The organism is Bacillus pretiosus, assembly GCF_052947655.1.
Window position 1 is genome coordinate 14,100 of sequence record NZ_JBRFUV010000002.1, and the last position, 23,107, is coordinate 37,206.

Annotated in this window: 19 protein-coding genes and 9 pseudogenes; 21 read left to right on the forward strand and 7 right to left on the reverse strand. The window is 33.7% G+C overall.

Annotated elements, in window-relative coordinates:
* Positions 1-21: 21 nt before the first annotated feature.
* The 4 genes and pseudogenes from ACU8YW_RS27260 to ACU8YW_RS27275 all read left to right on the forward strand — a co-directional run bounded on the left by ACU8YW_RS27260 (position 22) and on the right by ACU8YW_RS27275 (position 2,619).
* The gene (locus ACU8YW_RS27260; RefSeq protein WP_426934681.1) at positions 22-756 is read left to right on the forward strand and encodes a Bax inhibitor-1/YccA family protein; all 735 of its coding nucleotides are present in this window, start codon (positions 22-24) and stop codon (positions 754-756) included.
* A 319-nt stretch (positions 757-1,075) separates the two neighbouring features.
* Positions 1,076-1,702, forward strand: a pseudogene (locus ACU8YW_RS27265) (ribonuclease domain-containing protein).
* Positions 1,703-1,722: 20 nt separating this feature from the next.
* Entirely contained in the window at positions 1,723-1,998 is a 276-nt protein-coding gene (locus ACU8YW_RS27270) for a barstar family protein (RefSeq protein WP_098961703.1), read from the forward strand.
* A 264-nt stretch (positions 1,999-2,262) separates the two neighbouring features.
* Entirely contained in the window at positions 2,263-2,619 is a 357-nt protein-coding gene (locus tag ACU8YW_RS27275) for a hypothetical protein (protein ID WP_431144419.1), read from the forward strand.
* A gap of 180 nt (positions 2,620-2,799) precedes the next feature.
* Here ACU8YW_RS27275 and ACU8YW_RS27280 read toward each other — a convergent pair whose 3' ends face one another.
* The 3 genes from ACU8YW_RS27280 to ACU8YW_RS27290 form a co-directional block, all read right to left on the reverse strand.
* Positions 2,800-3,690 carry a helix-turn-helix domain-containing protein gene (locus tag ACU8YW_RS27280; RefSeq protein ID WP_157349567.1) on the reverse strand — a complete coding sequence of 297 codons (891 nt, stop codon included), beginning with the start codon at positions 3,688-3,690 and terminating at the stop codon, positions 2,800-2,802.
* A 574-nt stretch (positions 3,691-4,264) separates the two neighbouring features.
* Positions 4,265-4,375, reverse strand: a complete 111-nt coding sequence (locus tag ACU8YW_RS27285; protein WP_000540373.1) for a YjcZ family sporulation protein — start codon at positions 4,373-4,375, stop codon at positions 4,265-4,267.
* A 333-nt stretch (positions 4,376-4,708) separates the two neighbouring features.
* Positions 4,709-5,371, reverse strand: a complete 663-nt coding sequence (locus ACU8YW_RS27290) for a CPBP family intramembrane glutamic endopeptidase (protein WP_176546164.1) — start codon at positions 5,369-5,371, stop codon at positions 4,709-4,711.
* A gap of 840 nt (positions 5,372-6,211) precedes the next feature.
* Here ACU8YW_RS27290 and ACU8YW_RS27295 point away from each other — a divergent pair.
* A complete protein-coding gene (locus ACU8YW_RS27295) occupies positions 6,212-6,637 on the forward strand; it encodes a DUF4879 domain-containing protein (protein ID WP_426934679.1) in 426 nt (141 codons plus the stop codon).
* Positions 6,638-6,963: 326 nt separating this feature from the next.
* Here ACU8YW_RS27295 and ACU8YW_RS27300 read toward each other — a convergent pair whose 3' ends face one another.
* Positions 6,964-7,692: a hypothetical protein gene (locus ACU8YW_RS27300; RefSeq protein WP_242015969.1), complete on the reverse strand. Its 729-nt coding sequence runs from the start codon at positions 7,690-7,692 to the stop codon at positions 6,964-6,966.
* 158 nt (positions 7,693-7,850) lie between these two features.
* Between ACU8YW_RS27300 and ACU8YW_RS27305 the strand changes: the two are divergent.
* The 10 genes and pseudogenes from ACU8YW_RS27305 (at position 7,851) to ACU8YW_RS27350 (ending at position 15,768) form a co-directional block, all read left to right on the forward strand.
* Positions 7,851-8,673: pseudogene (locus tag ACU8YW_RS27305) on the forward strand (putative phage replisome organizer).
* A pseudogene (locus tag ACU8YW_RS27310) lies at positions 8,657-9,417 on the forward strand (ATP-binding protein). Before ACU8YW_RS27305 ends, ACU8YW_RS27310 begins: the two co-directional pseudogenes overlap by 17 nt.
* A 14-nt stretch (positions 9,418-9,431) precedes the next feature.
* Positions 9,432-9,695, forward strand: coding sequence for a hypothetical protein (locus tag ACU8YW_RS27315; RefSeq protein WP_426934678.1), 264 nt, complete (start codon positions 9,432-9,434; stop codon positions 9,693-9,695).
* A complete protein-coding gene (locus ACU8YW_RS27320; RefSeq protein ID WP_426934687.1) occupies positions 9,652-9,897 on the forward strand; it encodes a helix-turn-helix domain containing protein in 246 nt (81 codons plus the stop codon). Before ACU8YW_RS27315 ends, ACU8YW_RS27320 begins: the two co-directional genes overlap by 44 nt.
* Positions 9,894-10,157: a hypothetical protein gene (locus tag ACU8YW_RS27325; RefSeq protein WP_426934677.1), complete on the forward strand. Its 264-nt coding sequence runs from the start codon at positions 9,894-9,896 to the stop codon at positions 10,155-10,157. The genes ACU8YW_RS27320 and ACU8YW_RS27325 overlap by 4 nt, the downstream gene beginning before the upstream one ends.
* Before the next feature lie 782 nt (positions 10,158-10,939).
* Positions 10,940-11,185, forward strand: a complete 246-nt coding sequence (locus tag ACU8YW_RS27330; RefSeq protein ID WP_426934686.1) for a hypothetical protein — start codon at positions 10,940-10,942, stop codon at positions 11,183-11,185.
* Positions 11,186-12,751: 1,566 nt separating this feature from the next.
* Positions 12,752-13,381, forward strand: coding sequence for a Holliday junction resolvase RecU (locus tag ACU8YW_RS27335; RefSeq protein ID WP_426934676.1), 630 nt, complete (start codon positions 12,752-12,754; stop codon positions 13,379-13,381).
* 136 nt (positions 13,382-13,517) lie between these two features.
* A pseudogene (locus ACU8YW_RS27340) lies at positions 13,518-13,882 on the forward strand (ArpU family phage packaging/lysis transcriptional regulator).
* 1,055 nt (positions 13,883-14,937) lie between these two features.
* Positions 14,938-15,135, forward strand: coding sequence for a hypothetical protein (locus tag ACU8YW_RS27345; RefSeq protein ID WP_016119215.1), 198 nt, complete (start codon positions 14,938-14,940; stop codon positions 15,133-15,135).
* A 441-nt stretch (positions 15,136-15,576) separates the two neighbouring features.
* Positions 15,577-15,768 (forward strand): hypothetical protein, encoded by a 192-nt coding sequence (locus tag ACU8YW_RS27350; protein WP_446894138.1) that lies wholly within the window; start codon positions 15,577-15,579, stop codon positions 15,766-15,768.
* 109 nt (positions 15,769-15,877) lie between these two features.
* Here ACU8YW_RS27350 and ACU8YW_RS27355 read toward each other — a convergent pair.
* A pseudogene (locus tag ACU8YW_RS27355) lies at positions 15,878-15,985 on the reverse strand (DUF3956 family protein); the annotation flags it as partial.
* 295 nt (positions 15,986-16,280) lie between these two features.
* Between ACU8YW_RS27355 and ACU8YW_RS27360 the strand changes: the two are divergent.
* Positions 16,281-17,067 (forward strand): annotated as a pseudogene (locus ACU8YW_RS27360) (N-acetylmuramoyl-L-alanine amidase); the annotation flags it as partial.
* 40 nt (positions 17,068-17,107) lie between these two features.
* Here the strand turns inward: ACU8YW_RS27360 and ACU8YW_RS27365 are convergent.
* Both ACU8YW_RS27365 and ACU8YW_RS27370 read right to left on the reverse strand, forming a co-directional pair.
* A complete protein-coding gene (locus ACU8YW_RS27365) occupies positions 17,108-17,419 on the reverse strand; it encodes a contact-dependent growth inhibition system immunity protein (protein WP_000923399.1) in 312 nt (103 codons plus the stop codon).
* A gap of 16 nt (positions 17,420-17,435) precedes the next feature.
* A pseudogene (locus ACU8YW_RS27370) lies at positions 17,436-18,851 on the reverse strand (WXG100 family type VII secretion target).
* 456 nt (positions 18,852-19,307) lie between these two features.
* On the opposite strand from ACU8YW_RS27370, the gene ACU8YW_RS27375 reads away from it, so the two are divergent.
* The 5 genes and pseudogenes from ACU8YW_RS27375 (at position 19,308) to ACU8YW_RS27395 (ending at position 23,086) form a co-directional block, all read left to right on the forward strand.
* Positions 19,308-19,988 (forward strand): S-layer homology domain-containing protein, encoded by a 681-nt coding sequence (locus ACU8YW_RS27375; RefSeq protein ID WP_426934675.1) that lies wholly within the window; start codon positions 19,308-19,310, stop codon positions 19,986-19,988.
* 96 nt (positions 19,989-20,084) lie between these two features.
* Positions 20,085-20,648: pseudogene (locus tag ACU8YW_RS27380) on the forward strand (MerR family transcriptional regulator).
* A 172-nt stretch (positions 20,649-20,820) separates the two neighbouring features.
* Positions 20,821-21,021 (forward strand): cold-shock protein, encoded by a 201-nt coding sequence (locus ACU8YW_RS27385; RefSeq protein WP_000434817.1) that lies wholly within the window; start codon positions 20,821-20,823, stop codon positions 21,019-21,021.
* 777 nt (positions 21,022-21,798) lie between these two features.
* Positions 21,799-22,524 (forward strand): annotated as a pseudogene (locus ACU8YW_RS27390) (pre-toxin TG domain-containing protein); the annotation flags it as partial.
* A 16-nt stretch (positions 22,525-22,540) separates the two neighbouring features.
* Positions 22,541-23,086, forward strand: coding sequence for a hypothetical protein (locus ACU8YW_RS27395; protein WP_426934734.1), 546 nt, complete (start codon positions 22,541-22,543; stop codon positions 23,084-23,086).
* Positions 23,087-23,107 lie beyond the last annotated feature (21 nt).

The following is a 23,107-nucleotide window of genomic DNA, read 5'->3' on the forward strand; positions in this document are numbered from 1 at the left end:
GAGTGTATTTAGGAGGAACAAATGAGAACAACTAATCCAATATTAAAAAAAGAAAAATTTCATAAAGAGAAGACAAATACTTCTACAATGACTATTGGTGGAACGATAGCAAAAACATTCATTTTGCTTATCTTACTTCTTACAGCGTCTGTCTATTCATACGTACAAATGACACAAGGGACAATGAAAATACCTGTGTTAATTGGAATTATAATAGTTACTCTAATTGTCGCATTTGTAGTTATATTCATTCCTCGCATATCACCAATTTGCGCACCGATTTACGCAGTATTACAGGGTATTTTATTAGGAAGTATTTCAGCATATTATACAATGCGATTTGGTGATTCTATCGTTTTAACTGCCGTATTACTAACAATTTCGATTTTATTTGCCATGTTAGTGTTATACGCAGCTCGAATAGTAAAAGTGACTAAAAAGTTTCGTGCGGTTGTAACGGTTGCAACACTTGGAATTCTTATTATGTATTTTATTGTTTTCTTACTGGGCATCTTAGGGGTGACTGTTCCATATATTCACCAAGGTGGGACAATTAGTATCATCATAAGTACAATTGTAATTATTGTCGCTGCATTAGATTTATTACTAGATTTCGATTCAATTGAAAATGGTGTTCATAGTGGAGCACCAAAGTATATGGAATGGTACAGTGCAGTAGGGCTTATAATGACATTAGTATGGTTATACTTGGAGATCCTTCGTCTGGTTTCTTACATTATGAAAAACAAAGACTAAAAACATCCTGCATGGTTCAAACATGCAGGATGTTTTTGGTATCTCATATTATCAATTAGATTAATATAGGTAGTAACAAATGTATGATGTTACTGTACAAAAGGCCCAACCCATACTTATAAGCTTTAAGCGCCCCCTCTGTAATCTTCCTTTGATTACTACAAACGAATTAACAGTTTACAAAAACCGATTATTCCTTATCGTACGATATTCACGTTATGTTGGCGGAACCCCATGCCCATCAAACTAAGAAAACGGATCAACCGCAAAACAAAAAAATCCTTCGCATAATATGTGAGAGTAAAGGAGAGATAAAGGTATTTTAACCTTATCTCTCTTTTTCTATATTAATTTATTTTCGGGTAAGGAGTCGATTAGTTATTACTATTTGGGTATTACACCTATAATTGGTACAGGAAAAGAAATTGGACAACTCATAAAAGGGGAAGACTTAGTAACAGGTCAAAAATATGTTCCAGAAGATTATGCATGGGGGACACTGGCTGTCGTATCTGGTGGTACAACACGAGTTGTTGGTAAAGTTTTTGGAAAGATTGGTGATTTTGAGAAGAAAGGTAAGGCTTTAGAAGCGGCAGCCAAAAATACAAAATTCACGCATTATCCTACGGGTTTTGATGAAGTTGCTCAGTATATAAAATAAAGCAAGAAATTACCGGATAATTACATCACAAAGCAACAAGCTGAGGCTCTAGGATGGGATAGAAAGAAAGGAAATCTCCAAGAAGTAGCTCCAAGAAAAAGTATTGGTGGAAATGTTTACTATAATAATGAAAGGCTATTACCAAGTACCCCATATAGGACTTGGCATGAAGCGGATATTAATTATTCATCAGGGTATCGAGGGAATGATAGAATTCTTTATTCTAATGATGGATTAGTGTATAAGACTTCTGATCATTATAAAACGTTTACCGAAGTAAAATAGGAAATAGAGGGATTAAATTTATGGATATAGTAAAATTGGATGGAAGAACATTCACTAGTAAAGAAGTATTGCACCAAGCATTAAAAAAACAATTAGATTTCCCTAGTTTTTATGGGGAAAATGCAGATGCTTTGTGGGACTGTTTAACTGGATTTATAGGTCTTCCTATAACAATAGAATGGGAATTTTTCGAGAGTACTCAAAAAATGTTAGGGCCTTATGCAGATTTAATTTTAAAAACATTTCAAGATGCACAAAATGAAATGCCAGGTAAGTTCTATATTGTTGTAAAATAATTTAAAGAGCCTTAGGTAAACATAAAAACCGTGAAAATATTTAATTTCTACGGTTTTTATTGTATCAATTAGATTTTATTTCATAGTGGCCCCTCATACCCAGAATCGTTTCCGTACCCCTTATTAGTAAGGGGTTATGATTGTGATGCTAAATTAAAGGTTATTTTGGGATGTTTGAATCGTGAATTTGATAAAGGGATTATAAGAACGAGTTCTATGTCTGATATATCATTTCAGATTAATAGTTCTTTTAAGAAGGATCTTTTGCCTTATACAGTTAAATCAACAACAAATTATGAAATAGGTAGAATGCTTGTTAATATAAACAGTTATGTAACTCATACAAAGTCTAATCCTAGAGGCAATGGAAATACATTCACTTTGTTTTATCCTGTTCAAACAGTTTTAGATAATGAAAAAAGATATAAAAAATTTCTTGATGAACTGAAGAGTACAAATTCGAAAAAAGTTATACTTATTACAACGAATGAATGGAGTATAAAAGAATGGGATATTGAAAATTACATGGATGAAGTATATTTTTATAGTGTAGAAAATGACAATCCGGAAATTATGAGGAATTTAAGGAATAATGGCTTTATTGTAGTCTTATTTGAATGAAGCGAAAATTAAAGATTTTAGTGAGAATACCTGCATATTGTGTGGGTATATTTTTAATAAAGAAAAGACACCCTAAGGTGCCTTTCTCCGACTTGAACCACTTTAATTTTAATAATATAGTTCTAATTTAAAAAACTATAGGGATTTTTCCTGTGGGCTTTGTAAGTAGTTTTTACGAAATTATGAGTGGTTATATTTTTTTTCGAAATATTCTTTTTTAATTATTTTTAATTTATTTTCGTTTTTTGTTAATTCAAATATAAATAACGCTGTTTTCATGTTATTAGCAACATTTTCGTCATTAGATTGTTTAAGCTTTAATAAGTTTGAACCTTTTCCATAGTATAGTTCACCCAATAAGTATAAAGTATTTAGATTAATAGCTAATTGGATGCCCTTATCAATGTATTTTAGTGCCTCTTCGTATTGACATGTGTAACTTAAACATTTTGATAAATTATAAATGATTTTTAATTTAATTTCTTTATCTCTAGGAAAATCTAACTTGTTAAAATTAGTTAAACATCTTCTTAATATATTAATACTTTTTTTGTATTCTTTATTTTCTGCATGAAATATAGCCATTGTTTGCATAATATCTATTTCTCTCTCAGATAAAAAATCAATATTTGTTAAAGTTAGTTTTAATGCATTATTTAAAAGAGTTAAAGCCGATTTTATTGAGTTATTCACAAGATATATAGCAATTGCTTCATGCCATAGTAGAAATTGTTTATCTTCTTTTGTTTGAAAATTATTTAAGTTTTTTTCTTTTGTTACTATTTCATAAAGCTCTGTATATTGATGTTGTCTTATGCAATCCTTTATTACATATTTTACATTTTCTATATATTTTAATTTTTTATTTTGAGTTAGTGCAAATATATTATTTGGATCAACACCAAGTCTTTCAGATAATTGATATAACAATATGCTAGATGGATAAATCACACCTTTTTCGATTTTGCTAATTTGGCTTTGTGAACATATTCCATGACATAATTCGGATTGAGATATATTTTTTTTAATTCGAAGTTCTTTAATGGTATTACCCAAATCGTTAAATTCCATTTTCTCCACCTACTATTTAGCGCTTTATTAGTATAGTATTCTCTAATCTTAATGTAATGTAAAATTAATTTAGTTGCAATTATTATTTGTTGTAAAGGCCTTATCCTTTCTATAGGAAGGATAAGGCTTTTTATGCATAAAAAAGACACCCAAAGGTGCCTTTCTCTGACTTGAACCACTTTAATTTTAATAATATGTATTGGACATTAAGTAAACACGTCCTATAAAACAGATTATTTATTTTCACCAGATTGTTAGTGTACAAATACAAGAGAATCGAGATCGTTTGTTTGGCTAGATTAAAGCAACGCCACATCTATATGGTTGAGATGTGTTACGCCTTCTAATCGGAAAATCTGCTTTATAGAATGTGTTCACAAGTTATATTTTACTACGTGTAATATTTATTTGGTGTAATTTTATTGAATATGTATAATTGCATTAAGTTTACGAGAAAAAGAGAGTATACTTTGGTATTGTGTAATAAAGATAAAGCCCACCTGCGGAAATAGGTGGGCTTTTTAACGCATAAGGAAAAGACACCCATATAAGAGTGTCTTTTCCGATAGTTTGTTTAGCAGAAGCAGCTAGCTCCAACTATAATTAATAAAATAAATAATACAACTAATAAAGCAAATCCTCCAGCGAAACCGCAGCCTTCGCCGCAACTACCACCATATCCCATAATAATAGTGCCTCCTTTAGATCAGAGGGTAAAACTAGGGTTCATTCCATACGTTTAATGGGTTCACTTTACCTTATGTTTTGAAGAATGAATTGAGCAGGTCCTTTTGAAAATAAAGAAAAGACACAAAAAGGTACCTTCCTCCAACTTAAGCTACAAGCTTTTTTATGTAGAATTAATAGTGAAAATAATAAACCCAAAACAAACCGGACCGTCCGGTTTGTTTTGGGTTTAAGATATTAACAAATTAATTTTCTTAATATTCACTTGAGAATTTAACATATTCCTTCTTATTCTCTGGATTAAAAGAATCATACTATAAGATTCTTTTAATTAAAAATAGTAAATAGCAATCACTGCTAGCGAATTACTAATCATGTGCATTATAATTCCCACATATAAACGACCGGTTAACTTATAAGTACAACCTAAACCAATTCCCAGAAGGAAATATGGAATTGTTTCCAAAGAAAGAAGGCTAACATGCAAACCCGCAAAAATAGCTGAAGAAACAAGTACACCTAACCAGGAATTTTTAAAAATTCCATGCTGTATAACACCACGATAGACAATTTCTTCTCCAATGGGCGCTACCAGAGCAATAGAAAATGCGAAAACTAAAATGGGTAATGTTACTTGGCTTTCTACTTCAACTTGATTAGATGATTGAAAACTTATAACGTCTGCTAGTAACAGCGGTAGAAATTTACATACTACAGTTAGTACTAGACCTAAAAGTAAGCTCTTTTGCAAACTCATCGTAAAATTATTTTGATTTGTAAAGGGCTCTTTAGATCTACGATAATAAAAATAAATTATTAGAACAATTAACAAATCAATTGCATCAAACGAAAAGCTAATCCCACCGAACTCTTCATCACTAATGAAATAAACTAGTGCGATAAGTTGCTTTAAAATCATATAAAACACAAAAATCCCTAACGATATTGCCGACATTTTATTGAATCGACATTGTTTTTTTAATATACCAAACACCAAAAAGCCTCCTTTAAATAATTTTAATTCGTAGAACATGATAACAAGGCCTAACTTCTTTTGCACTACTTATATAATTAAAATACAATTTGAATATATTGGAATTGTATAATATTAACTTAGAGATATTTAAATAAATGGTAATAAGGGTTACCATTTATCACACCTAGGGAAATAGGTGGGCCTTTTCCATAAAGAAAAGACACCCCAAAGTGCCTTCCTGCGACTTGAACCATCTTAATTTTATTGTGTTGTTATCATATAAGAAAAGAAGACATCGATTAAGATGTCTTCTTTTCCTTGTACAATGGGTGTTAAGAAGGTATTTTATTACTTAAAAACCATAACAAAATATAACAATCATCGAGTAAGATTATTATAGCTTCAATAAATAGGGTTTTATATGTAATATTTAATATATATAGATTTATTTATGTTTTATCTATATAGTTTAATTGTCTGTTATTTGTTTTAATTCATTTACTTATATTATTTTTTGAGCGCTCCAGAAATGGAGCTTTTTTTATACAATAAAACATTTTCTTTACATTATTTAGTCGATCTATATTAGCTTTTTCTTCTTAAAAGATACCTATATTTTACTAAACTATTGTATAGACGACCAGTCTTTTAATGAGAATTTAGTGAGTTAATAGTATTAAATTTGAAAATAGTTTTTATATTGAAAGTAGTGGATGGATTATTTTGTATGTCAATCAATATGCTAAATTGCATATTGAAAAAAAGTAGAATTTGTTAACGTTTCCAAAATAAAGAATATTCTTATAAAATCCTGCTAATATCAAACTTGTACTTATTAAAAAACAAGGGGATGTTTATATGTTTAAAAAAGTTACATTAGGGATATCATCATTAGCGGTGGCAGCGGTAGTTGGGTTAGGAATGGCATCGGAGGCATCAGCAGGACCAGCAGCACCTCTAACTTCTTTAAGTGTAGTAAAAGTGGAATCACAATTGGGTGGAGTTGAATACATTACTCCTAATAATTTTAGTACAACTAAAGATCATGGGGGAAGTTACTTATATGTTTACACAAAAGAAATAGGATATGGCCAGTTTCCTTTTGCCAAAATGAATGGATTTGATGTGAAAAGTATTGGTTCACAAATAATTGGTGGTAATCCTATTGTAGGTTGGGAATATAAATGGGACGCATCAAATCATCAAGAAGGGACTTTTGAATATCAAAAGACTTCAATAAATTATCCAAGAGATACGTGGCGCACTTCGTTATATATTAAATAATCAGTTTTATATATTCGTAGCATGAAAATCCCTGCACTTTGTGTAGGGATTTTTCCATAAAGAAAAGACACCCTAAGGTGCCTTTCTCCGACTTGAACCACTTTAATTTTAATAATATGTATTGGACTCCCATCCAAATATTATTTTACCATGTTAAGTAATGTTGTGCATTGAGAAATACGGTACATTTCTTTATTTAAACGTAAAAAGCCCTAGAGGGGACTAGGGCTTTTTGACAGAATGAAAATGATTCAAAAAAAGGACTTTTATAACGTAACATACGAATGTTTCATAAATGTATCGTAAAAGTGAACAAAATCTATATTTTAATTAAAAGTATCCATCTGTACTTTCTCGTAAATGTATCCAGCTTCTTTAGCTGTAATTCCGAAACGTTTAGCAGCTATTTCAGCAACCTGAGGATCATGGACTTCAGGTATGTAGTTTTCATCGTTATTTGTTAGGATGTTATATTGTTGTTTCATAAAGTCGAATATGACCGTATAGCTTATTCCGTTACTTGCATATTGTCCGTTATTTTGCGATGTATTATTTGAATTAAGCGTATTATCCTTATTAGCGTACTCTCTTTCTTTCTTTTCTCTTTCTGTATTCATATCTGACTTATAATCGCTTTTTGTATACTTTTCAAAATCATTAATAATAAGTATGTCGTCAAAAATGTCCATAACATATATATCGTCGTCATAGAATACTTTGAGTTTCTGGTAACGGCATGAATTATTTTCACCGCAAGAAACAGAATTAAAAGACCCCATTATCTTTTCAAATGTATTGTTCAAAACTTCATATTTTTCCATAGTTGATAAGTCGGAGAATCTTTCATCTACATGTATTTGGATGTTTACTGGCGTGGTATCGTCTTCCTTTTTATCAGCTTTATAATCGACTTTTTCAATATATGGGCCTAACGGACTATCTTCTAATTTTTCCTTAGTTTCATGTTCTACATATTTCATATTCGCTGAACAACCTGTGAATATAAGACATATAGCAGCCAATAATATCCCCATAAATCTCTTCTTCACACACATCACCCCTAATTTTATTTATGTCTGAGAACAAACTAAAAGCACTCTTTTGAGTGCTTCCCTCCAACTAAAATCATCTTAATTTTAATGCTATCCGTATTGAAAACTTGTTCAAATGTTATTTTTTTAAACTTTCTTCGTACGCTTTTACTTCATCTAGTATGTTTGAAGATGAAAAGATTCGGTTGATTGAAAGCTTACCAGAGGCAGACACACTACTAATTATTTGGATTAAATTGTTGTCTCAAGCAGGTAGAACGAATGCCAATGGTTACATTTTCTTGAGTGAAAACATTCCTTTTACAGAAGAAATGCTTTCTACACTTTTTAATAGACCGATAGCAACTGTAAGACTGGCACTACAAACATTTAAACAGTTCGGAATGATTGATGTAACAGATGATCAGTACATATGCATCTCGAACTGGGAGAAGCATCAGAACATTGATGGATTAGAACGCGTAAAACAATTGAATGCAGAACGAAACAAAAAGTACCGCGAACGCAAGAAACAACAGCAATTAGCACTGGAAGATAAGGGTGAAGAAAGTGACGCAACAGATATAGAAGAAGATAAAGAATTAGATATAGATAAAGAAAAAGATAAAAAGAAGAAAGAAAGAAAAGCATTCCCGTCACAAGTTTGAAACCTGCGACACCAACGGGGCTAATTATCTATTTGAAAAAATTAAGGGTAATAACCCTAAACAAAAAGAACCTAACTTCGATTCTTGGGCTAACGACTTTAGATTAATGCGCGAAAAGGATAACCGTGAATTACAAGAGATTAAGGATGTTATTGATTGGTGCCAAGCTGATCCATTCTGGCAAGGAAACATTTTATCTCCTAAAAAGCTACGTGAAAAGTTCGACCAGTTAACAATCCAAATGAATTCTAAAAAAGGAGCGAAAAACAATGCAGAGAGCAGCGGCAGCAATACCAACCGATATAGCCAAAAAGGTGAATATGACTATGGATTCTGATGTATGTGATACGCATGGCATGAATAAGATGAAGTTCGGTGGACAAGTTGTTTGCCCTCGCTGTTTCCTTGAAAACGATAGTAGGAAGCTTCAGCAACAGGAACAAGCGAAATACGATGCAGATAAGGCGAATGAGAAGAAATTCATGTTCCACCAACAAAGTATGATCGCTGATAGCAACATCAAGAAAGCTAATTTTGATAATTACCAACCTACTAGCGATGAAGGAGCAAAGAACCTTGAACTCTCAAAGGTAATCGCAACTGATTATCTCAACGGGAAAGTGTTTAACACGATTATGGCCGGGAATTGCGGAGCGGGGAAAACACATCTTGCTTACGCTATAGCGGATCAGCTTGCTGGAACAGGTAAGTCAGTTGTCTTCGTCACAGTTGGTGAATTGCTACGGAAGATTAAAAGTACATTCAATAAAGATTCTACATTAACTGAGGATGCAATTATACGAAGTTTAGTAAGAGCAGAAGTATTGATAGTCGATGATTTGGGAGCAGAATTAGGCGCATTAGATGCCAATACAAAAGCAACAAACTTCATTAACAGGGTATTATTCGATGTTTTCGATGGAAGGCAAGGTAAATATCCACTATCTTTACGACAAACCTTACAGGAGAGCATTTAGAGGGCGCATACGATGAACGGATTGTATCACGTATCTTCAATAAATTCAGGGCGCTAGTTTTCAAAGATACAAAGGATTACAGAAGAAAAGCATTGCCATTTTAAAAGGGGGATTTGAGATGTGTGCGTGTAACGGAACGGGAGTAATTCAGAACAGCATTGGAATGGGTATGTATCAGTTTGGACCATGTATTTGCGAAGCGGGGAATCGCAGTCCTGAAGAAGTGGATAGAAAATGTCATGCTGTTATGGCGGAGTTAAGAGAGATTCATCAATTGCAACTGGAGGTGAATTGGGATGCCAAGACTTGGAACGGATTTGGAAAAGGAAAATTATATGATGGCGTTGCAGCAGAGGAAGTACATGAAGAAATCGCGTCGTAACTTGTATATCGCTTTAGAAGAGTGGGACCTGGTATTTGATGAGATCGAAGTGATTCGATTGCAAGAAATGTGGAAGGAAGGCAAAGGAATCCTTGAAATTGCAAAAGAGTTGGGAAGACATCAATTAGAAATTGCCGCTTTGATTATGGATCAGGCAGATAAAAATATCATTAAATCGCGTCCGATGGGGCTGGGGGCATGAAACAACTAACACTAGAGGATGTTGTGAGAAGTTTCAATTACACAGCAACAAGTACCGTGGACAAATTTTTGAAGCGTAATAGCTTTATGACGTACTCAGTAGAGTTTTACGACAAAGACGAAAAGTGGAAGCTTCGTTGGTTTGAGGCGAAGTCCGAGGGCGAGGCTATAGAAATGGCTAAAAAGAAATACGAAAGGATACAAATCATTAATACTTATATTTCGGATAGAACTTTAGAGGAAATCATGAATTTGGATTAGGAGGCATAGCGCTATGACATGTAAAACAAAGTTAAGGATCGTTTTTGGAACTGTGGAAAGAGCACACAGCAAATGTGTACTCATAACAATCTCAATTATTTTAAGGACCATGATATATCATCAAGGGCTTTATAAATATAGCTATACATGTGGTAAAAGAGATACTTTGGATTGTATTTTTGTTTCCAGTTCATAATAATCACCTCTCATACAAATAGTTTAATTATATTATACAGTCATTAATTCGAATGTTAAGAAAACTTAATGTGAATTAAGGTAAATTTAAACAAAATAGTTATTTGAAAAAAAGACCTCTTACGGAAAGATAAGAGGTCATCAAGAAAATGTTGTATTTGAAACACATGATGTTTCACAAAGGAATTATAACATATATTCGTATATTAAGTATATATAATATTAAGAGCGTAATGAAGATAGCACGTGAATGTTTCATAAATGTATTAAAAAAGTGATTTTGTAAATCAAGGTAGTCAGCACAGTTAACTAAGGGCTTGTTGAAAAAAAGAAGCCCCGCAGAAAATGTTACTGGGCTTCATAAAATTGAGCTATGTCGTACTCACAAGAGATTTTAACATGGATTTAGTGGTGAATAAATCGGTAAATATGTCCAATTAATCTAGAGCTATTATCTTAAACAAAAACGCTATTTTCATAGCTGAGGGGGATGAATGATGGTTGTAGAAGCAAATGTGAAATTTGAATTAGATGAAGAACAAAAATTACAGTTTCAGAATGTAAAAGAAAACGAAGGGCAGTTATCGATATTTGATATAGATGAAACAAAGATCAAGCTGTATGAAGTCTTGGAAGCTAATGGCTGCCATTACGAGATTAGGAGTTATTACCTACACAACGATTACATGGGTGAAGTTAAGTACTTCTTTATTAGAACTACAGGTGACACAATTATTGACATGTGTTTAAGCCAGTTCCCTGAATTGTTCGCTGTGTACAAGGGATTCACTGAAACGCAGATCAAGAAGATATACAGAGGTAGATTGCAATAATCCTATTTTATAAAAAAGAGAAGCCCTTAATCAGGTCGCTCCTCTTACTGCCAATATACAATAACTATTCCATTATAATGTATGAGCTTAAAATATTTAATAATTATCTTCATGGTAAAAATTTCATTTTGTATGTATTTGAAATACGAAAAGAGCACTTAATAAAGTGCTCTCGTGACGAGATCATCCGTTTGTAAAGACTAACTTATTTCATATAGAAAGGAACACAGAATATTATATGTGTTTCTTGTCAATTGAGTGCTTTTTTACAAACAAAGAGCAGCTAGCAAAAGCTAACTGCTCAATACAAGGAGATACAGAGAAAACTAAATGGATTTTGGCATACAGCCTATCAACATTATGGACATAATATTGATTTTTATTCGAAGGATTTCATGTTTTATAAATCAGATTATGATAGTCGATATTCTCCATATTGACCAGAAAAGAACCAAGAGTTCTAGGAAAATTCCAAGTGTTCTTTTTCTAGTTTTTTGAAATTCTTTTACTAAATAGCCAATAGCACAAATTGCTAGAAGAATGAAAAGAATAAGTTCTAGTGTAACTGGCATTTAATCTACTCCTAATCCATTAATTAATTTATTATATAACGATTATAAGATATTTTTGCGGTTAATGGTGAAAAATTAAACAAAACTATCTCTATATGTAAAAAGGACCTGTTGTCTCCAACAGGACCTTTCCTAAAATGGAAAAGAGTAACTCTTACCTTACTCTTTGTTCATATACTACAAGATTGTTAAAAGAAATCCAAGGATCTTTATATTGAGAAATAAAGAAGAGTCATTATAAACAATTTTATATTTTTTCATAAATAAAAGAGCAGCTAGCAAAAACTAACTGCTCGGCTGGTTCTCCAACAGGGGGAAAGGAGAAAGGTTAGGGACTTCATTAAATGAGTTCTGGCCATCGCCTATCTATATTATTGACGGAATATTGGGTTTTATTCAGTCGATTACGTTAAATGTTTGACGATATAGTCTTTTATTAGTAAAAAAGCTGCAAGGAGAAACATTACGTCAATTGAGAACCAAAACATATCTTTTTGAGGTTTCTTAAACTCTGATATTATCGAAAACATTAAAAATAAGGCAACGGCTATTACAATACAGAGTTTAATCATATCAGACATTTATAGCACTCCTAACATTTAATCTATTTTATTATATAGCTATTTCCAATGTTGAGGAATTTAAAAAGTGTTTTATGAGAATTCAAACAAAATAATCCTTTTACGAAAAAAGGCCCCGTTGTCTCCAACAGGACCTTTCCTAAAATGGCAAAGAGTAACTCTTACCTTACTCTTCTGCTATATAATACATAAAATACGTATAGATGTGTAGAACAAGAAATTCCAATACAATTATTTTGATATATAAATTAAATGTATTTTAGCGAGATTAAACATCAGGAATTAAATTACAAATGTTGATTTATCAATGAATATCAATGGTGTGATAGAAAATAATTATTAATAAAGGAGTATTATAATAAGAAAATATGAAATATTGCATATTCAATTAAAGTAGAAAGCAAGGAATAACAATGGGACAAGGAAACCGTGGTATGGCTTTTGAAAAGCTTATCAATCTAGCGAATGAAATATATCAAAGAGGGGGAGTGGCACTTATAAACAAGCGTCCGACTCCTGTGAAGGTGTTAATAAGTAAAGGTGGTCGTGTACTAAGTGGTTACTATGAAGCTAAAAGTACAGTAGATTATGATGGCGTGTATAAAGGGCGAGCTATAGCATTTGAAGCGAAGTCCACAGAGAATCCTACACGATTTGATTTAAAGAACATTGCACAGCATCAATTAGATTGCCTGGAGAAAGCAAAGAAGATGGGAGCAATTTGCTTCTTCCTTATTGAATTTAGCAAGGACAAGTCAGTATTCGCAGTACCACTATCAGTCATTCAATCTTACGTAAGGATATCGCATCAACCAAAAGGCAAGAAGTCTATACCGAGGGTGGACTTTGATATTTATGGGTACTTAGTAGAACAGATGGAACGAGCGCCAGTGGATTACTTACAATATGTAGACGAAGCAGTAACTCCAGTTATGTTTGACGGCATGATTCAATTTGATCAGGACCATCAAAAGGTAGCGAATAGCATTGAAGCAGCGAAAGAGAAGATGGCCAACAAGAAACGTAAATTTTTAAAGGCTTAATGGATAACGGAACTATGCAGGGGGGATGGTGGGGATACTCGCTATGCATGTTTCTCTTATTCAACAAAGAGATAGTAAAATTTCACGTACCTGATGTGAATGCAAAAACCAAAATTCGAAATAGGGGGATTCCTTCATGGAACAATTAACTTTATTACCAGCAATCGATGACAAGAAAGTGCAAAAGGAAGTAGTCAGCATCTTAAAGGAATACCGTGCATTAAAGATGCGACTCAATAATGAAGTGGAACAAGAAGGGATCAGTCTGTTTCCAGAGATACGAAATTCAAGAAAAGTAAGCGAATTAAAGGTGAAACAAATAGAGAAGACTTTAGAACATATCTTAGATGCGGATGAAAGAAACATCATCACTATGAAGTTCTTAGACAACAAACCAGTTAAAGATTCATTCGTACAAAACGAATTGATGATGAAAATTCATACTTTTATGAGAAGAAGAGTGCAATTAAACGGATCGCTACTACATTAGGAATCATTTGAAAATGGCAGAGAAAAAGCAGAGAAATAGCATATTTTTTGGGGAGTTTTTGCAAATGAAAATAACGGTAAATTATATGTACAAGCCCTTTGACAACCGCATATCGAAGAGGATTAGTACACCTTAAAGTATACCGCGGCAGGGCGGGCATGGGCGGTAAGAATCTCGCCATAAGGGTGGTAAGATTCCCTTAAATGATTAATAATGACATATTCCAGGGTGGCGGGTGTGAGATAACTCGCATTCGTCATGCTGTTTCTAATTTGTATTTATCAATTAGTTCGGAACGCGTCCTCTGGGTTGATAATAAAGTGAAACTTTAATCAGTGGGGGTTTTCTTCATCCCCCACTGATTATTAGTTGAACCAATCGGACTTTAATGGGCAGTTGATCCCCCACCTAAATTCTTTGCTTTCGCTAAATTTTGAGGTGGGGGTCTTACTGCCCATTAAAGCGGGATAAATATAAGTCTATTACTCTCTAGTATGTCGGTCTTGAAAATGGAATGGGGGTGGTTGCTCATGATTGAGTGACACTTGCATTCTAAAAGTCTAAAACAGTATACGTGATCTCGTGCATTAGTAATTATTCACGACTCTTATTAATGACCAAAACAAGGGCAAAGAGTTCCACTCTTTGTTTGAGCCAATACAGCGGAAATATTCCCCTTCCGTCCCCTTAGTGTATTGGTTCAAACAAGGCGTCGGAAGAAACACATACGTCTTGATATAAATCCTTTATAATTTGGCAACGGTCAGCTAAGGTCAGCGACAACCGATGTATTGACCAGGACGACAAATTCTCATAGGGAGGACTATTCTTAGTCTTCTCCCAGTCACCGAACGTAAAGTGCGTAGCTAATAAGAGCTAAAAAATTACATGATGCGGTGGCTTGGATAAGGTTGCGAGTACTCAGCCTTGATCTAAGAGAAACTTTGCCATTTGTTTTCTCTCTTCCCCTTTAGGAGCTGTCACCTTTCGGTGATGGCTTTTTGTTTTGTAGGATATTCTTCTTTTCTGTCGAATAGATAGATTGGGAGAGGCGGGGGATAAGTAAATGAAAAAATTTATAATAAGTATAGAAGCAGTCGATGGTAAACAACACGAATTTGAAATTGAGCATAAAAAGACAGTAACAGTTGCTGCTATAGAAAATTCTATACAAGCAAGAGAAGCTAGATTCTTCAGATTTGGAGATCGTATGGTTAATTTGGACAATGTATTCTCTTTGGTGGTAAAGGAGAAGAAGGATTAAATACAAAAAAAGCATCCATAACGGGTGCTTTTTTCTTTGTTAGATAGAAATTACACATTAAACCAGTAAAACTTTGAATGAGACAAGCATATACTAATAACTGAACACGACGTATTCATTCTTTATAATCGTATCGGACGAGCACCTTTTAGGGCTCTTTTTTTATTGCACATAAGGAATTCCCAAACATACAATATCGAGTCAATGCCAACTAACTTATTCCTTTTCCGAGAGCTATATATATTCCGCTATAAAGCTCTTTTATGTTGCGCCATTAGAACGGGCTGGGCATTGTCGTATATTTAATACTCAGAAGCTTAGGGCACTTTATAGTGTTCTTTTTTTATTGAACAAAATGGACATTTGGGTTAAAGGATATCTATATAAATAGGTAGAATCTAATTAGTTGGTTCACATTTTAATCCAAGGGGTACTAATTCGATGCGGCGTGAAAAGGGTTTGTTGAAACAATGGAAGGCGGATCTGCAAGCTATTCAAGAAGAGAAAAGACTGAAGAAGAAGGCTAAGAAAAAGAATAAGAAATATAGCATTCCTGGTAATACAGCTGACTTCATGAATGGCAAGAATACTTATCGTAAAGAGAATGGGGTATGGAAGCAAAGAAATAAATAATGTGAGGAAATATGATTTTGATTAAGTGTATAGGAATTATCGTAGGCGCTACCGCAATCTGGGTGGCGTCTTGTTTGTTGTTAAGGAAAGATAAAGGAGAAATAAAAAAGAGAGCTAATGCTACTTGAAGAGAAATCTCCAATCTAGCAATTTCAATACCAGCTACTGAGAGAACTAAAAAAGGTTGTCCATTTACAAACACAACGCAACTATCCATGGTTACGCCTCCTTTCTAGTAATCTACTATAGTATATGTATTAAACTTTAATATGTAATAGTCGAATTAATTGATTTAATATAATTGATAGATTAACCTATTTAAACAAAACAATGGATGGTTTTAATTTTACAAAAAGAACCCGATAGAGTTCGGGTTCTTTTCAGAAGTGATGATGTTTCCTCGGCTTGGTAACTGAGAAAATACAAAAATATAATACAATGAGTTTTAGAGAATTTCAAGACTAAATTTGGAATTACCATGAGGGGGAGTTAAACAAGTTTCTTCCTATTAGATTGCGGATACAAAGTATATTGCTTACGGCGGTGGCCCTGCTGCTAATAAACGATTTGTTCATGTAGAATTATGCGAAACAAGCGATTATGAGAAATTTAAACGCAGCTATGATAAATATGTTAAGTTATTGGCTAAAATCCTTCGTGATCGTGGATTGTCAGTAGAAAAAGGATTATGGACTCACTACGATGTGACGAAATATCTGGGTGGTACAGGTCATGAAGATCCACTTAATTACTTAAAGTCTCATGGCGTTTCAGAAGCTCAATTTAGAGCAGACGTACAACGAGCATACAATAATTCTAATGTGGATATTTCTGTACCTGAAAAGCCATCTAAACCAGCAGAAGTTCCAACAGTTGTAACAGACGGAATCGCGTATATTGAAGGTTACAATGTTAACTTACGTAAAGGACCTGGTACAAGCTATTCTAAGGTTCGTCAGTTAAACAAACCAGAAGCTTATGTTGTATGGGCTGAAAAGGATGGTTGGTTAAATTTTGGCGGTGAGAAATGGATTAAAAATGATCCATCTTATGTGAAGTTTAGTAAGAAAAGCACAGTGGATTCTTCTATTGTAGGGAAGCGTGTTGTTTCAAAGGTTAACAATCTACGATGCTCCATCTTGGCAGGATAAGGATGTTGCGGGTTCTGTAGATGCAGGATTAGGTTTCACAATTGATACAAAAATAAACGTCAATAGATCCCTACAATTTAAAGTACACAATAGCAAAGGGAAAACATACTATGTAACAGCAAATGAAGCCTATGTGTATGTGAAGTAATATGAACAAAAGACCGCCTATTACGGGCGGTCAATTTTTACTAATTATTTTTTAATGCTTGTTTTATCGTTTTAACTGTTTGTTCCAGCCATTCTAATGGTGTTACTTCTAACCCATCAAAATATATTCCATCTGCAGAATACCGTATGTATTCATTTTTTTCGGTATTACTATAATCGCTTTGAATAAATTCAGTTAGAAAAATAACAGCATCTTGCAAATACTCTTTTGATACCTCTTCTAGTAATTCTTGGAGCGCTTCTTCATAGAAAGTATCTTGGTGAAAAGTACCTGCTAGAAATTGAAATACCTCATCATCTTCGAGATTATCGAAATTGTCTTCTAATAACATAATCTTCCTCCTATTATCAAGATGGATATCCAGTTAAAATAAAACTTCCATTTCTATCCTTCTTAAGTACAATTTTTGCATTTGACATATCTTCAACTGTTATAGAACCTCTTATTACACCTCGTCCAATTATTTCAGTACCATGATAACGTAAAATTAAATTATTGTCCCTTGGACTATTTAACCAACTTTGAATGCGTGCTTGATTACGAGGGTTATTCAAGACGGTAGCCGCTATTTTTTCAGCTGATGCCCTATCAGTAAAAGTAGATGCACCTGCTATTCTAGGATCATTTTGTATTCTTTGTAATAGTTCTTCATCCGTTTTTCCTACATGTCGTTCAAGTAAATGCCCACCTCTAGCTTCATGTGCAGCTAGTCCGCCTCTTGGAGTAAGTGAACTGCTATCACCGGGTTTCACAGTAGTGGTATTTTCTCCTTTAGCAAACTGATGGGTCGATAGCTTTTCTTCAGCTTGTCTAAAATCAGGTGTATCAAATACAGAGCGTATATTATTTCCACCAGCTAAAGCAAACTCATTGTGATTACGATTGAATAAGGATGCAGCGTCTTGCAAGCTTTGATTAGCAGTTCGTGAAATCTCAGCTAATTTTGTGCCAGGGTTCAACATTGCAATTTTATCCACGCCTTTTGTTCCTACGAATAGTTGTCCAACAGCCAATATAGTATGACCAGCCGCGCTTCCATACCATTCTGCACCACTATACGAGTCACCATTAGTAACATCACGATTCCAAGAATCAGAAATTGTTTATTTTATCGCATTGAACGTCTCGACTGGGTGAGAAACGGCTTCAATCTTGTTATTAAATGTGTCAATTGGATGGATAACTGCATCTGCAAGTCCTAATAATTCATCAACTATAGCGTCTCCCATTCCCTTTTTTAAGTGATAGGGGACACCTAATCCAGCTTTTTCAAAAGCAGATTCGATTTCATCATCTATAGTGTCTTTTATTTTATTCACATCTTTATAAGCTGTATCGATACCATGTTTAAATTTATCATATAAAGACTCATCGGAATTTTTTACTTTACTAAAATCCTCATAAGTTTCTTTGAGGCCATGCCAAACTTTATCACGTAAAGATCCATCATTTTTCTCACTATTTAACGGACCACACATTGCTCCTTCTTCAAGATTTTCATCATATGAAGCATCTGCGGTACGGAATTTTTCGGCAATTCGTTTCAAATCCTCTTCCACTTTTATAATCGAATTGATAGATGTAAAAGCTTTTGGTCTCGCATCGTTGAAAATTTGAACGAATTGTTGATTAGAGTCACCAATCCATTGAAAACATAAACGATCTATTTCATTACATAGATTATTATGTATAGATTCTAATGCGATTCTGGTATTATTTGCACGATTAGCGACGTCTTCTAGTACTTCAGGTGTTACTTTGATTTAAACCATTTTTCGCCTCCCTTTCCCCAATTAAAATTATGAGATAAAAGGAAAAAAATGTAAATATAAAAACTTTAGATTAGTATAATAATAATTATGCGAAATAAAGAGAATCCGCCCTATTAGATGATTTTTTTGTTTTACACCAATAATATCGATAAATTTCAACGTCATATTATTATAAAATGCATCCGTTGTAGCGTTATGCGGCTTGTTCATTATGGTAGGCAGCCAGGAACGGGGATTCTCGCTAATCAGTCGTGCGGATTGTAGTCCAAATGATTCCGTTATTTATGAGATTACTTGTTGAAATCGCTAAAGCTATTTAATTCTATTAATGGGTTTATTATTGGAATAAAAATAAAAAAATTCCTTCTTTTACTAATCCTAAAATAGTTATATAATGATTGTTGGAATTGTATTATTGACGTTTAAAATAAAGGGGAGAGAATAGTAATGAAAAAATTATTAATTTCAGGTGTATGTGCAGCAGTATTCGGTACAACTTTTTTTGCAAATAACTCTATGGCTGAGACATCAGGGAATACCACAAATCAGGGAATACAAGCAGCGAGTGCTCAAACTAGTAAATTTATAGATGTGCCCGATTGGAATTGGGCATATAATGAAATTAACTACATGGTTGACCACAATATAATGTTGGGATACCTCAATGGTTATTTTGGAGCTGTAGAAAAAATAACGCGTGAAGAGTTAGCGGTATTCTTATATAGAACGGTGAAAATTCCGGATTATGATATGTCACAGCCGCTTCCTTTCAATGATATAAACGATTCAATGTTTAAAAAGGAAATTGCAGCAGCATATAAAAGTGGAATTTTCTCTTCCGCGTCTGATGGTCGTTTTAATCCAAATAGAGTTGTAACCCGAGCAGAACTTGCTCAAACTTTCAAAAACGCTTTTGGGTTAAACAAGAAGTTTGATCATCAATTTAACGATATGCAAGGGCACTGGGCCAATGAAGCCGTAGAAATTTTATCTAGTAATGGTATTACTGGTGGTGTAGGTAATAACAACTTTAATCCAGACGGTACAGTAACACGTGAACAATTAGCAGTATTTCTATATAGAACTATTCCAATGTCTATCAAAGATCTACGAGATAACGCTAAGTAAAAATAATTAAAAGACTGACTCTTATGAGTCGGTTTTTTATTTGCAGGAATTTATAAAACATCATGGAATACTGTCACTAGGAGGTGTTGTGACGTTATGACGGACCGAATTGTTTATTCTGCTAGTGAAGTATACAAACGACTAGGAATATCCGATAGCACCCTTAGAAAGTACATGGAAGTATTATCACGTGAAGGATTCGCAGTAAAGAAGGATAATCGTGGTAGACGTTAATACACAGACAGTGACATTATGGTGATTGAGAAATTAATTGATCTGAGCAAGCATGACGGTATGACGCTAGAGAAGGCAGCGAAGATGATTGCGCAGCAAATAGAAAAGGTTAATCCAGATTTGATTAAAGAAGAGCCAAAGGAAACAGACCTAATCCCATTCCATATTCAAGAACAACTCCAGCAGCAGTACGGCGTTATGGCGCAAGAAATGAAACAGGGTATGTTGGCAATGGAGAAACGATTAAGTGGCCAGGCAAAGCAGAGTAACGAGGAAATTAAAGCGAGCGTAGAATCGCATAATGAGCAAGTGGAAAAACGATTGGAGGCGCGCGATGAGACGCTTATGAAAACACTTCGTGAGATGCAGGAAACTGTGATTACTATCATAGTGACTTTTTCTCCAGCAACCACTATTAGTGGTTAATTACTATAAGGATTTATTTTTGAAATTTGCTATTTTTTAGAAAGTATGTTAATTTAAGAAAGACCTATTTTTGTTCGGTTTGAGATTAAGAATAAATTTTGTTTTTCGTCTAAGGTATTTGAGCAAGGGTAGTAACAATATGTGTGGATATCCACACTAGGAGGCAACAATTATGGAACAAGGTAAAGTAAAATGGTTTAATGCAGACAAAGGTTTTGGATTCATCGAGCGTGAAGGTGGAGAAGACGTATTCGTACATTTCTCAGCTATCCAAATCGACGGTTACAAATCTTTAGACGAAGGACAAAGTGTAACGTTTGAAGTAGAACAAGGACAACGTGGCCTACAAGCTACTAATGTTCAAAAAGCTTAATATTAGCTGATGAAAGACCCTCTTGTAGGGTCTTTTTTTGATTTTGCCACAATATTCCGAATACAACTTTTTTAAGGGAACTTTGGTTGCTTAACTTTTAATGAAAAAGAAGCTGATTCAGCTGTAAGAGAAAAATACAATTCTACTATCGCAACTTTAGAGATGATGAATGAGGATTTTGGGAAAATCCATAAATTAATGCTACTAAAAGATAGTGTTATGATTATCGATAAAGCGAATCAGGGTTCAGATAATATTATTCAACAAATTCAAGAAGGTAAATATTTAGTACAGCAGGATAAAGCTAACGTTGTGAATGATTTAACGAATTATAAAAATAGTATGACAGCCTATAAAAAGCAAATGTTGGAGTGGTTTGTAGATACTGCAGAAGCAGGAACAGATGCCATGATAATGTTTGTGGATATGACAACAGCTTACTCGCTCTCAATTAATAAGGTGTTTATCGAACCAGCGGAAAAATGGGTTGGCACATTACCAAAAGGTGAAATAGAAAAATTTGCAGTCGGTGTTCGCGACTATGGACAGCAAGTTACAGCTATGCATGAAGGGTTTAAAAGCAGATTACCTGAATATAAACAAATGGCTTCTGATTTACGTGTTGTAAATCAAAGTTTCCTTAAATTTGGTGATTCTGTACAGAAGGCTGGGGCATCACTTCATAAACAAGCAGTAATGGCTGATGGACTAATTAATAGTGTCTCAACGCATGTTGCAGAAGCCCAACAAGCATTTCCAACAATACATACAGATATTATGTCTGGATTAGATGCTGCCAATAATATTATGGACTCTGCTAATAAAATTGCGAGTCATAAAATTGATGTACCTGCAGCATCCAAAAACATTGGAAATATTGATTTGAGTAATGCACTACGTGATTTAGGTGCTGATTCATCTAGAGTATATGATCGTAAGAATGATGGAGATTTATCTTTCATATTGGGTATTACGCCTATAATTGGTACAGGAAAAGAAATTGGACAACTCATAAAAGGGGAAGACTTAGTAACAGGTCAAAAATATGGTCCAGAAGATTATGCATGGGGGACACTGGCTGTCGTATCTGGTGGTACAACACGAGTTGTTGGTAAAGTTTTTGGAAAGATTGGTGATCTTGAGAAAAAGGCTAAGAATCTCGGTAATGTAACGAAAAATGTACCAAAAGGCTCCTTTGATGTAGCAGCCTTTGATAAAAAAATCGCAAAAATGAATGTAAACGAAAGAGTTGCTGAAATAAAAACAGTTTCTCGGGAGGTTGCAAATCAAAAAGGTTGGAAAAAAGATAATAAACGAACTAAAATGAACAAGAGAGAAGTATATTATGATAAAAAAACAGATACTTATTACGCTATAGATACACAACACGGAAGATTTGAAGTAGTTAATAGTAAAGGGAAACACCAAGGAGAGGTAGATTTCAATTTGAATCAAACGAAACCTGCAGATAAATCTGGAGGGCATGATTTAATAATGAGTTAAAAGAAGGGATTTAGTCATGAATGAATTAGTAAAAAGAGCAATACAACAATTTTATGTAAAGGAAGATAAAGATGCATATTTGTTAAAATGTGAAAGCAAAATTGAATTACCAATAGAATTACAATCATTCACAAACAACAGTAATATTCTTACTACATCTGTTAAAAATAATGTGATTTGGCCAGCAGAAAAATATATATTTGATTTTAAACCATATAAAAAAGATAATTTAAAAGTTGACTACAGCAGTACTTTATTAATTTCAAAGTTGGCGCCCGTGTTTTACTTTCAACATGAATTTTCAGTTGACTGTCCTGATGATACATCACTCCTGTCCACTTTAGATGGAGATAACACACAGGCCTATACGATTCAACAATTGGAATTCGAACAACAAGTCATTCAATCTTTAACATCGAAAAATTATACAGAACTATCCTATGCAGAAGTAAATGAGGTTGTTATGGATCTCAAATTCCCAGAGGGTGTAACTTTCTTTGGCCCTCAGGTGACTGTAGAATATGCTCTTTTTCATGATGTTTTAGATATTTGTCCAGATTAATGAAATTTTAAATAGTCGTAG